The sequence below is a fragment of the Fibrobacter sp. UWB15 genome, assembly GCF_900177705.1.
Classification (GTDB): domain Bacteria; phylum Fibrobacterota; class Fibrobacteria; order Fibrobacterales; family Fibrobacteraceae; genus Fibrobacter.
Map to the genome: position 1 here is coordinate 47,126 of NZ_FXBA01000006.1, position 11,649 is coordinate 58,774.

Sequence of the window (11,649 nt, forward strand, 5' to 3'; positions counted from 1 at the left end):
TATGTTGAAAATGTGCTTGGCAGTAGCAATGACTTTGGTTGCCCAGATAGCGTTTGCTGCCATAGGCGATTCGACGAAATTCGATCAAGATAAATTTGAACGAATCGGAGATACGCTGTATTACAAGATTTCTACTGCCGAGCAATTTGAAAAACTGCTCGAAGGAGTGCGAATCGAAACGGACGGCTATGTCGTTGGCCTGATTGAGAAAGACCTTGTCATGGGCAAGGATACTCTTCATCTGGCAAAGAACAAAATGACTGTCGATACGAGCGGACGATGCACGAACTTGTATCTCAATGGTCAAGGCCATACGATTTACGGCTTGAACATGTCTAGAGCTATGTTCTACTGCGTCGAAAATCTTGTGGAAAATTTGACGATTGCAAATAGCCGTTTTGAAAACGATGAAGGCTTGTCTGCAGCTGGCGTTGCAGTTCACTTAAAAGAAAATGCATGTGTCCGTAACGTGAAAATTCGTAACAGCGTTGTGAAAAGTGAAGACATCGCTGCAGGTCTTGTGGCGTATAACGATGGCGCCATGCTTAACGATACGAATGAAAACTCGCTGGTTTCTTCGACCAATATCGCCGGCGGCCTTGCGGGCTCGCTTCGCTATGTGTTAATAAACTCCCGTAACAGCGGACGTGTGTCGGGGCGTGTTGCAGGCGGCCTTGTGGGCACGGGTGATAAACTGGGTACAGACGGGGGAACGATTTCGGGTTGCTCTAACAATGGAATGATTCTTGGTAATGGAAGCGGCTCTGTTTCAGTAGGCGGTATCGCGGGGTATGCTCACAAGACATCTTTTAACGGCCTGAAAAATACGGGCCTAATCGAAGGCAAATCTACATCAGGAACGCTTACGGTGGGCGGAATTGTGGGCAGGCTCGATTCTACGCAGAATGTAGTAGACTGTGGCAACTGGGGTAGAGTTCATGCTCTTTCTGGTAAGAAAGTCTATGCCGGCGGTATAGTGGGCTTGTATTATGGCGAACTCCAAATGGTGGGAGAAACGCTTAGTCGTGCTTCCTGTTTGGTAACCTCCTATAATTATGGACCGGTAACAGTCAAGGCATCCGAAGATTTTGCCTATGCGGGCGGCCTTGCGGGGTATATAACGGGATCGCTAATTTCGGCGGATTACAACAGGGGCACCGTGAAAAACGAGGGCTCTTCGAAAAATCGGTATACGGGGAGCCTTGCGGCAATAGTGGATTGGTGCATGGTTGCAGGCAACTATAGTTATGTGGATACTTTGACCGGAAGTCATACCGCTTCGTTGGTGTATGAATTTGCAGGGGCCAATAATTATATGTATAGATCGTATTATGGCGGCGTAGAGGTTCCCCCTGTCGGTAAATACTCGGATGACACGACGAATATGTACCAAAAGGATTCGTTGGTGTCTTTAGGCTTTGAAGAAATGAAAGAAGCTCTTCAGATTTATGACGGCGGTAATTGGGTGCGGACGGACTGCATGGCTCAGGCGAAGACGGATACGAATACGGTTTGCACCGTAAAGGTGATTACCGATTTCTTCGGTGATTCCGATAAGCCCTATGAGGTGACTTTCATTGACGAGGGCAAGACTGTTGTTGCTCCGAAGGTGTCTATTACGAATCTGAAGGTTGCTGTCTCTGCCCGAAACATTTCAGTTTGGGGGGCTGTCGCGAACCGCCCGGTGCAGGCGTTCGACATGCAGGGGAACTTAGTAGCGTCGGCTAGACCTGTGGGGGCTGTCGCTACTCTCGCTGTTCCGAAGGCCGGGGTTTACATTGTGCGTAATGGAAATGAATCCCGCAGAGTGACAATCCGTTAAAGTTGAAACGGATTGTTCCGCCATACTGCGGTCATTTTGGCTGTAATAAATTTTTTCTGTTTTCGTAGCCTTGCGCCACTCGTAAGGCTTTTGACTTATTTCTATATTTACGGCAACAAATCAGATAAACAATTCACCGCCATGAGCCCGAACTAGCTGAAAGGCAGCGACGATGATCCGGTAGTGGCGTTCCGTAGGAATGTCCTATGACACTTATGATTCTTAAAATGATCGGTTGCCTTGCGCTCCTCATGTTCGGCATGAAGACCATGAGCGAAGGCTTGCAGAAACTCACGGGCGGTCACTTGCGTGCTGTCCTTGGAACCATGACCAAGCACCGCATTGGAGGCCTTCTCACAGGTACCTTTGTGACTGCCTCGGTGCAGTCTTCTACCGCTACGACCGTACTTACCGTAAGCTTCGTTAATGCTGGCCTGCTCACATTGAGTCAGGCCATTCCTGTTATCATGGGCGCAAACATCGGTACAACGGCCACGGCCTGGATCATGTCCATATTCGGGTTCCAGTTCAACATGAGCTCGGTGGTGTGGCCCTTCTTCGCCCTCGGCATCATCCTTTCTTACACCAAGAAGAATTCGACCAAGAGCATCGGCGAATTCGTGTTCGGTTTCGCGTTCATGTTCCTCGGCCTTACCACGCTGCGTGAAAATGCGGTGGCCATGGACTTGGCCCATAACCAGACGGTGATCAATTTCTTTGCGACGACCGGCGGTTGGGGAATCTTCAGCACGCTCCTCTTCTTGCTGCTGGGTAGCGTCCTTACCATGTGCGTGCAGTCGTCTGCGGCTATCATGGCGATTACGCTCTTGCTCTGCAGCAGCGGAGTGCTTCCGATATATCAGGGCATTGCGCTTGTGATGGGTGAAAACATCGGTACCACGGTGACATCGAACCTCGCCGCTCTTTCGGCAAGTACGCAGGCGAGACGTGCGGCCTTGGCCCACATGCTGTTCAACGTGTTCGGCGTGGTGTGGGTGTTGATAGTGTTCCGCCCGTTCGTGAACATGGTGTGCAGCATCGTAGGGTTCGACCCGACGTTCGTGCCGCATACCGAAGAAGAAGTTGCCCAGGCGAGCGTCCGTGTGACCTACGCGCTATCAGCCTTCCATACGGCATTCAACCTCTGCAACGTGCTTATCCTCATCTGGTTCATCAAGCCGATGGAAAAAATCATCTGCAAGATTATCCGCGAGAAGGAAGACGGCGAGGATTTCAAGGTCAAGTTTATCAGTGCGGGCCTCATGAGCACTGCAGAACTTTCGCTTTTTGAAGCCCGCAAGGAAATTAACTTGTTTGCAGCCCGCACGCAGAAGATGTTCCGCATGGTGCCCGAACTGCTCGAGATGAAGGACGAAAACGATTTCGTGAAGCTCTTTGCCCGCATCGAGAAGTACGAAGGCATCAGCGACAACATGGAAATTGAAATTGCCAAGTACCTGAACCAGGTTTCCGAAGGCCGCTTGAGCCCCGAAAGTAAGACGAATATCCAGTCGATGCTCCGCGAAATTTCTGAAATCGAAAGTATCGGCGACGCTTGCTACAATATGGCCCGCGCCATCAACCGCAAGTTTAGAAGTTCCGACGACTTTACCGAAGAGCAGTACAACCGCATCAAGCACATGATGCAACTTTGCGACAAGGCGTTAACGAACATGATCGATGTCATTAGCGATGCTGTGACTGCCGACGCAAACCGTACGCTGAATATGGAGAATGAGATCAACGATTACCGCAAGCTTCTCAAGGAGAAAAACATTGCCGATATCGAATCGCAAAAGTACAGCTACCAGATGGGCGTGCACTACATGGACGTGGTGAACGATTGCGAAAAACTCGGCGACTACGTGGTGAACGTGGTAGAAGCTCACACGAACAAAAAATTCTCCACCTAAATTTGACTATAAACGTCGCAATACTGCATCACGATTTGGCTCACGTACGCTTTGTACGCTACGCCAAATCGTTCTTTGTTACTGAGACTCCGCGCTTTTAGCGCGGGAAATGGGCTTTGCCCATTGTTCGTCGAAGGATGTCGTAATCATATCTTGTCGGAAACTTGTTTCCGCTTCAAGATATAGATTAGGACCTTGCTCGTTTCTAGGCGAATTTTGAAAAGACATCGCAATTCTGCTTCGTGCGAACTTTTGCCGTGCGCTTTGCATGGCTTCGGTTCGCTTTTTTTGCGTTTTTAAGGCAGTTTGGGCCTTTTTTGTGACCGATTTCACATAGGTTCTCAAGGGTTATCCTTCTATTTGAAATATTATCGTGATAAAATTATATTTACATTGAATAGTCCCATCAATCTCTCAAACGAGGTCCGAATGAAAATGAAGTTCTCTCTACAGGCAATGGTTGCCTCAAGCGCACTCTTGATCGCTTGCGGCGGAGATTCCACTTCTACCAAGCCCGAAGCAAAAGATACTCTAGCGGACGGATCTAGCGTAGAGACGATTTACGACTTGGGCAAATGTACATCTGATCGTATTGGCGACGTCATTTTTGTCGAAGAGAAAGGCGTCAATTACGAATGCACCAAGAATGATTGGAAGGATATCGGAGAACCGGAATCCTCTGCATCGAAAGAGGATAAATCTTCCTCTTCAAAGGTAAAGTCTTCAGAATCTAAAGATGATGATTCCTCTTCTTCAAAAGATAAATCATCCGATTCCAAGGATGATGAATCTTCGTCTTCTAAGGACAAGTCGTCCGATTCCAAGGACAGTTCTTCTGAATCTAAAAAGGATGACTCTAGTTCTTCAACGGCGCCAAGCTCGAGCAGTGTTCCCGAATCGAGTTCCAGCGTACAGGGTGCAAATGAGACTGTAGAAAATGTTGCTATATCAAAGAAAACCTTTACGGGTGTTGCCGAAAAAGGTCCCTTTGCAAGCGGAACAGCGATTAAACTTTCTGAATTAGACGATGTTCTGGACCCGACTGGAACCACTTTTGAATGGGAAGTTACAAGTGAATTGGGCGAATACACATCGGCTAAGGTGACGCTCAAGAGCCAATATGCATTGATGCAAGCAAATGGCTATTATTACAATGAAAACACCTATAAAAAGAGCGCAGGCCAGTTGACCCTTAAGTCTCTTGTTGATTTGAGTGATCGTAATTCTGCAAATGTCAACGTTTTGGGACACCTGGCTCACAAGCGAATCATTAACCTGTTTGCAGAAAGTGGCAAATACAAAAATGTGCCTGCGGCAAAGGCTGCTGCCGAAAAAGAAGTTCTCGCTGCTTTCGGTTGGTCTGGCAACAACCATGCTTTTGAAGACTTGAGCATCTTTGGAAGCTACGAAGATGATGCGAAGCTTCTTGCTGCATCCATTCTTTTGCAGGGGGGCTTGAGCGACGCTGACCTTACCAGCCGATTGACGACTCTTGCAACCGATTTCGAAGATGACGGCCGTTGGAGTGATTCTGCGGCAAAGGTTGCCATGGCTGACTGGGCTATGAAAAATGATTCCAACCTTACTGTTATTCGTACAAAACTGACTGCGATGAATAGCTCTGTTCCGAATTTCGAAAAATATATCAGCATGTTTGTTGGCGAAATTTATGGAATTGGAGTGTGCGATACAAAGCAAGACGGCATGATGATTAAGATGACAAACGCTTACAGCGATAACTTGGGCAAAACTTATGTTTGCGATGGTGACCGTTGGCGTTTGCCCACGTCTATTGAAAATAGTTTCAAAACCGCTTGCACCAAGGGTAATAACAAGAAGACTTTCACCGATATGAATTCTAGCAGTTCTCCTATTACCTATGTATGCGATGGTGGTAATGGAAATTGGCGCAAGATGGGTGTTTACGATTTTAGTAAGAGCGCTTACTTGAACAGTGAAATGGAATATGGAGAAATCAAGGACAGTCGTGATGGAAAGACCTATAAGACGATAACCATTGGACTTCAGACTTGGATGGCAGAAAACTTGAACTATTACGATGAAGATAATGCAAACCTTGTTGAAAACGCCTGGTGCTATAAAAATGTCAAGGACAATTGTGAGGTTGGTGGAAGACTTTATAGCTGGACAGCCGCTATGAATCTTGATTCGAAATACTTGAAGACTTCGGCTGCTGCGCTTATTGAAAGTCCGCATAGAGGCCTTTGCCCTGAAAAATGGCATGTGCCCGACACTGCAGAATGGAGACAGCTTAAGACTTACGTTGCGAAAATGGAAACGGCTTCAACATCAACAAATGATTATTCCGGTAAATTGAAATCCTCTAGAGGTTGGGTGGGTTACAGCACAATCAAGCAGTCAACCGACGAATATGGCTTCTCTGCCATTCCGACGGGAGCCTATTATGGCATTCATGCTGATCCGACTGACAATTACAGCCGCTATCTTTTTGACGATGCTGGCTACTTTGCCAATTTCTGGAGTGCAAATGAAGCTGCCAAAAGTACGGGTGCTATTTATTGGTTCCTTGACTATCGATACAACTATATCAGCTACTATTATAGCAGCTATAACGAAAAAGATCGCGGATTCTCTCTGCGCTGTGTGAAGGATAAGGAATAAATTACCCGATGCGTTTCCCTCTTGTCGCGTTTTGCCCGTTGGTACTATTACTCGCTTGTGGCGATGAATCAAATACTATTGATTCAAGTGGCCTCTCAACTTCAGATACAAAAGAGGTTGAATCTATTTATGACTTGGGGGCTTGTACCAACAAGCGCAAAGGCGAAGTCGTATTCGTAACCGATGACGATAAGGAATACATTTGTTACTCGAACAAGTGGATTCCTTCTGATGAGATTGACAAATCGGATGAAATTTCATCGTCAAGCGAAGATGCAATCGTTGAAGACGAAAAATCTTCTAGTAGCAAAAAAGAGGAATCCTCGTCTAGTGAGAACAGTATCTCTGAAAACGAAAAGTCCTCTTCGAGCGAAACCTTGTTAGAGGAATCATCTTCAAGTGGAATAGAGTCTTCCTCTAGCAAAGAGAAACCTGATGAATCTTCGAGCAGCTCGTCTATACAAGAGGAAAAATCGTCTTCTAGTGCAGAGAGTTTGTCGGAATTGACGGATTCTACATTCACGGATTCGCGCGATGGTCAGACATACCGAATTCTCAAGTTGGGAAGGCAAGTCTGGTTTGGCGAAAATTTGAATTATTCCGGTGAAGATGCGGTTGGCTATTGCCATGAGAACGATCCTGAAAAATGTGAAATATACGGCAAGCTATATCGTTGGAACGATGCGATGAAAGCGTGCCCCGAAGGTTGGCATTTGCCGGGTCTTTTGGAATGGATTGACTTGATTAATTATGTCGGCGGACAAGAAATGGCTGGTGTCAAGTTAAAGTCAAAGGCTTACTGGTATATTCAAGAAGAGTTTGCTCAGTATGCAGGTACCGATGATTACGGATTCTCAATTCTTCCGGGAAGCTTTATGTCTGAACAAGGTTCTTTCGGTTCCACGGCCAGGCTTGCAGCCCATTTATGGACTTCGACGGAAGAAACCGATACGAGATCGAATGATGTGTTCCTGATGCATAGTATGGGAAAAGTGGTGCTGGAAGGATCTCCGAGGGATGTCGGGATGTCTGTTCGTTGCCTGAAGGACTCTGACTAGAATCCATTACGTGGATTTTGATTGACGACTTCAAAATTTAATTCCGGTCAGTATTCCTAAATAGGGTTTTATTTGATATATTTAAGATATGCTGAAGAATGTTTTTTTCAAAATTTCCTTTGCCTGTGCGGTGACCGCATTCTTTGCAGCCTGCTCTACGCCGACCGTTTCCAGCGATGACGATGAAGACCTTTATAGAAGGTCTTCGGCATCGAAGAAAGGAAAATCATCTTCTAGCGAAGAAGCGACATCATCTTCTAGCGAAACGAAGCAGTCTGTATATGATGCCGTAGTGAAGTCTGGCGTGTATACCACCAAGGATTCCGTGGCCGCATACTTATGCAAGTTCGACAAGTTGCCGAGCAATTATATTACCAAGGACGAGGCTATAGCCCTTGTGGAAGAAGAAACGGGTAGAGATTTTTCGAAGTGGAATTTTAATCCGTGGACCGCGTTTGACTTCATGGTGGGTGGTGACGTCTACAGTGACAGTGAAGGTCTTCTGCCAAAAGGTTCTTATCACGAAGCCGACGTGGATTATCATGACGATAGCCGTGGAACCAAGCGTCTTGTCTATGCGTCGGATTGCGTGATTTACTATACCGCAGACCATTACAAGACATTCAGCAAGCAGGACATTCGGTAATTATATGCGTTTCTTTGTTCCGACAGATATTTATGTTGAAAAGGACTGCGTGAAAAAACACGCGAATCAATTGCTTTCTGTCGGAACGCGCGCGCTCATTATGACGGGTCGCCATTCTGCAGTAGCGAATGGCTCCTTGAACGATGTTGAAAGCGTCTTGAATTCCGGCAATATCCCGTTCCAGGTTTTTGACGAAGTCGAAGAGAATCCGTCGACGGATACGGTGCGCAAGGCTGTTCAGGTTGCGCAAGGTTTTAAGGCGGACTTTGTCATTGGCGTTGGGGGAGGCTCCGCTATCGATGCCGCCAAGGCGGTGTCGTTGCTCCTGTTGAATCCTGCCGTCGATGCCGATGACCTTCACAAAGCGTCAAGCAGCCCTCTGGATCATGCGCCTGTCGTGGCTGTCCCGACAACGTGTGGAACAGGCTCCGAGGCGACGCCAGTTTCGATCATCACGAATCACGGGATTCAACTCAAGAAAAGTATTCCGCATGTGATTTTCCCGGCGCTTGCGCTTGTTGACGGAAAGTATCTTGCCTCGGCAAAGAAACAGTTGATTGTGAATACGGCTGTCGATGCGCTTTCTCACATGGTCGAAAGCATTCTTAATATCAAGTCGAATGCGTTCAACCGCATGTTCCCGGAATACGGCCTCAAGCTTTGGGGCGAATGCAAAAGCGCGTTGCTCTCCGATGCCGCTATCGATTCGGGCCTCTATGAAAAGCTCATGCTCACCTCGACTATTGCCGGCATGTCCATTGCCCATACAAGTACTTCGGTGCCGCATGGCATGAGCTATGATCTCACACTCCATGCGGGTGTTCCTCACGGACCCGCGGTCGGCTACTTCCTTGCCGCTTACACTGAGATCTGCGCAAAATTTGTGCCCGAGGACGTTCAGAAAATACTTTCTCTTTTAGGGCTTAAGAATATTGAGGAATTTGCGGCGATGCTTCGCAAATTAATCGGGACTTGTACCATCCCGAGAGCTCTGCGCGACCAGTTTGCAGCTGCAATGAAAACGAATCGCTCTAAGCTGGACCTCGTTCCCGGAGCAATCACTGCTGCCGATGTCGACTTCATATACGAAAAGTCTTTGGTCGTAGAATCGAACTAAACCGTTTTAGTTTTTTTTGTTTGCGCCCATTAGGGGTGGGCGGTTCTAGTTTCTATTTTTCTAAAAAATCCAGTGCTTCGCCGGCGAGTTCCACGCAGCGATTGCAGGGGATAATCTTGTTCGGACGGATTTCGCTGCACTTGGTAAAATTCTGCGCGCCGCGCCTGAAAAAGTCCTCGATGGCATCGGCATGGTCGGGCTGCATCATCTTTGCCGCATAGAGCGCACCGCAGGCACCGTTAGGAGCCTTGCCGCCGCCAAAGTCACGGAACATCTGTGCCGTGGCCGTTGCATCTATCTCGGACTTGCCTGTGGCTCGGGCATAACCATATGCAACCGACATCGCGCAATTACCACGCTTATCCGCATGGAATTTTTTAGAAATTTCTGCAATCGACATAAGATGTTCCTTTGTTAAAGACTTCTTAAGTTTAATATATAAAACTTAAAATCAAAGCGTGCAAACACCTGGTTGCGAAATTAGAATGCTAATTGTTTTCTTGGAATGTAAATGGAATCGTGATTGATCCGACATGTTTGGCTTGCGGAAATTTCCACCGGCTCACCGATTTCAAGTTTTAAGACAATCGTTCCCTTGAAACTCGGCTTTTTATCGCGCACTCGCTTTAGATATTTGAGGTAGATCTAGAACGGAGTCCAATTTTGCTGAATCCTCTTGAATGGGCCCATCATTGAGGCTTGTTATTTCCAAGATGCTTGCTCAAAAACTTTGCCATGCCTATAATATAAAATGTTTATTCATAGATAAAATAAAAAACTCCGCAAACGATGTTGCGGAGTTGATAAATCCAGAAATTTTTTCAGTTGTGAGCAGAGCAAAAAAAGAGCCCTCGCGATGAGGACTCCTATAAAATCCAAAATTTGTTCAGAGGCTAGCGAGACGAGGCGGAGGGACCGAAGCTGTATAAATCATACAGCGAGTGTCCCGACAACGAAGTATCGCGACGCCTATGGGCAAATTTCAATCGCTACGCGATTGCTGATTCATCGGCTCGGAAATGCGAACGCAAGCGTTCGCGCTTCACTCGCCTCATAATCAGTTACTTATCCGTGAGGAATGCGACGCCCGGAAGAACCTTGCCTTCCAGGAGCTCGAGGGAAGCGCCACCACCCGTAGAGGTGTGGGTCACCTTCTTGTCGGCGCCGTACTTCTTGGCAGCCGTAGCGGTATCGCCACCACCGATCACGGTGATTGCGCCAGCAGCGGTAGCTTCGACGATTGCGTCGGCCATAGCCTTGGTAGCCTTTTCGAATGCTTCGAATTCGAACACGCCTGCAGGGCCGTTCCAGACGATGGTCTTGGCGGACTTGATAGCGTTCACGAAGAGCTTGGTGGATTCGGCGCCCACATCGAGGCCCATCCAGCCAGCCGGAATGCCTTCGGCGTCAGAGACTGCCTTGGTAGCAGCGTCGGCAGCGAACTTGTCAGCAGCGATGTAGTCGACCGGGAGGATAATTTCCTTGCCGGCAGCCTTGGCCTTGGCCATCAGATCCGGAACGAGCTTTGCGCCTTCTTCGTCAAACAAAGAAGAACCGATTTCGATGTTGTTTAGAACCTTCTTGAAGGTGAAAGCCATGCCACCGCCGATGATGATCTTGTCGGCCTTGTCGAGGAGGTTGTTGATGAGCTGAATCTTGTCAGCGACCTTGGCACCGCCGAGGATGGCGAGGAACGGACGCGGAGGATTGTTGAGCACCTGGTCGAATGCCTTGAGTTCCTTGTTCATGAGGAAACCGGCAGCGCGCTGCGGAAGTTCAACACCAGTCATGGAGGAGTGGTCGCGGTGAGCGGTACCGAAAGCGTCGTTCACGTAGACGTCAGCGAGCTTGGTGAGGCTTGCGCGGAAGGCCTTCACGGCTTCCTTGTCGGCCTTTTCCTTAGTTTCGGTGCCATCGGCGTTCTTGATCTTGCGCTTGCCTTCTTCTTCGATGTGGAAGCGGAGGTTTTCGAGGAGGATGATTTCACCCGGCTTGATAGCGGCGCAGGCAGCTTCGACTTCCGGACCCACGCAGTCGGAGAGGAACTTCACCGGCTTCTTGATGAGTTCTTCAAGCTTCTTTGCAACCGGAGCGAGCGTGTACTTCATGTTCTTTTCGCCATTCGGACGACCCAGGTGAGAGGCGAGCACAACGGCTGCACCGTGATCGAGAGCGTACTGGATGGTCGGGAGGGCGGCTTCGATACGCTTGGTGTTGGTGATTTCGCCAGTCACCTTGTCCTGCGGAACGTTGAAGTCAACACGGATGAACACGCGCTTGCCGGCGAGTTCGAGATCTTCGATAGAAAGCTTTGCCATTGTAGCAATCCTCTGTTAGGGTTAAAATTTTACGGATGTAAATATAGTAAAAAAGAAACCCCTTTGAATTGTTCTCCGATTTGTTTCATAGTCCGTGTAAATATTGATAAACATTAGGCTGGCGGAGAACAT

The 11,649-nt window shown here is 47.9% G+C and carries 8 protein-coding genes; 6 read left to right on the forward strand and 2 right to left on the reverse strand.

The features are described 5' to 3' along the window. Window position 1 precedes the first annotated feature (1 nt). The 6 genes from B9Y58_RS09675 (at window position 2) to B9Y58_RS09705 (ending at window position 9,199) form a co-directional block, all read left to right on the forward strand. On the forward strand, window positions 2-1,822 hold the full coding sequence (locus B9Y58_RS09675; RefSeq protein ID WP_073055883.1) for a hypothetical protein: 1,821 nt from the start codon (window positions 2-4) through the stop codon (window positions 1,820-1,822). Between the two features lie 206 nt (window positions 1,823-2,028). After that, the gene (locus tag B9Y58_RS09680; protein WP_073055885.1) at window positions 2,029-3,735 is read left to right on the forward strand and encodes a Na/Pi cotransporter family protein; all 1,707 of its coding nucleotides are present in this window, start codon (window positions 2,029-2,031) and stop codon (window positions 3,733-3,735) included. 429 nt (window positions 3,736-4,164) lie between these two features. Further along, a complete protein-coding gene (locus B9Y58_RS09690; protein WP_073055889.1) occupies window positions 4,165-6,378 on the forward strand; it encodes an FISUMP domain-containing protein in 2,214 nt (737 codons plus the stop codon). 8 nt (window positions 6,379-6,386) lie between these two features. Further along, on the forward strand, window positions 6,387-7,436 hold the full coding sequence (locus B9Y58_RS09695; RefSeq protein WP_083532280.1) for a fibrobacter succinogenes major paralogous domain-containing protein: 1,050 nt from the start codon (window positions 6,387-6,389) through the stop codon (window positions 7,434-7,436). Window positions 7,437-7,524: 88 nt separating this feature from the next. Next, window positions 7,525-8,082, forward strand: a complete 558-nt coding sequence (locus tag B9Y58_RS09700) for a ribonuclease domain-containing protein (RefSeq protein ID WP_073055891.1) — start codon at window positions 7,525-7,527, stop codon at window positions 8,080-8,082. Between the two features lie 4 nt (window positions 8,083-8,086). Next, window positions 8,087-9,199, forward strand: coding sequence for an iron-containing alcohol dehydrogenase family protein (locus tag B9Y58_RS09705; RefSeq protein WP_073055892.1), 1,113 nt, complete (start codon window positions 8,087-8,089; stop codon window positions 9,197-9,199). 52 nt (window positions 9,200-9,251) lie between these two features. Here the strand turns inward: B9Y58_RS09705 and B9Y58_RS09710 are convergent, their stop codons facing one another. Both B9Y58_RS09710 and pgk read right to left on the reverse strand, forming a co-directional pair. Beyond that, window positions 9,252-9,599 carry a hypothetical protein gene (locus tag B9Y58_RS09710; protein ID WP_073055894.1) on the reverse strand — a complete coding sequence of 116 codons (348 nt, stop codon included), beginning with the start codon at window positions 9,597-9,599 and terminating at the stop codon, window positions 9,252-9,254. A 661-nt stretch (window positions 9,600-10,260) separates the two neighbouring features. Beyond that, a complete protein-coding gene (gene pgk / locus B9Y58_RS09720) occupies window positions 10,261-11,517 on the reverse strand; it encodes a phosphoglycerate kinase (RefSeq protein WP_073055898.1) in 1,257 nt (418 codons plus the stop codon). Window positions 11,518-11,649 lie beyond the last annotated feature (132 nt).

Bases quoted from the DNA above. Each gene is read 5' to 3' on its own strand.
- B9Y58_RS09675 (WP_073055883.1), top strand. From the start codon at position 2: ATGTTGAAAATGTGCTTGGCAGTAGCAATGACTTTGGTTGCCCAGATA.
- B9Y58_RS09680 (WP_073055885.1), top strand. From the start codon at position 2,029: ATGACACTTATGATTCTTAAAATGATCGGTTGCCTTGCGCTCCTCATG.
- B9Y58_RS09690 (WP_073055889.1), top strand. From the start codon at position 4,165: ATGAAAATGAAGTTCTCTCTACAGGCAATGGTTGCCTCAAGCGCACTC.
- B9Y58_RS09695 (WP_083532280.1), top strand. From the start codon at position 6,387: ATGCGTTTCCCTCTTGTCGCGTTTTGCCCGTTGGTACTATTACTCGCT.
- B9Y58_RS09700 (WP_073055891.1), top strand. From the start codon at position 7,525: ATGCTGAAGAATGTTTTTTTCAAAATTTCCTTTGCCTGTGCGGTGACC.
- B9Y58_RS09705 (WP_073055892.1), top strand. From the start codon at position 8,087: ATGCGTTTCTTTGTTCCGACAGATATTTATGTTGAAAAGGACTGCGTG.
- B9Y58_RS09710 (WP_073055894.1), bottom strand. From the start codon at position 9,599: ATGTCGATTGCAGAAATTTCTAAAAAATTCCATGCGGATAAGCGTGGT.
- pgk (WP_073055898.1), bottom strand. From the start codon at position 11,517: ATGGCAAAGCTTTCTATCGAAGATCTCGAACTCGCCGGCAAGCGCGTG.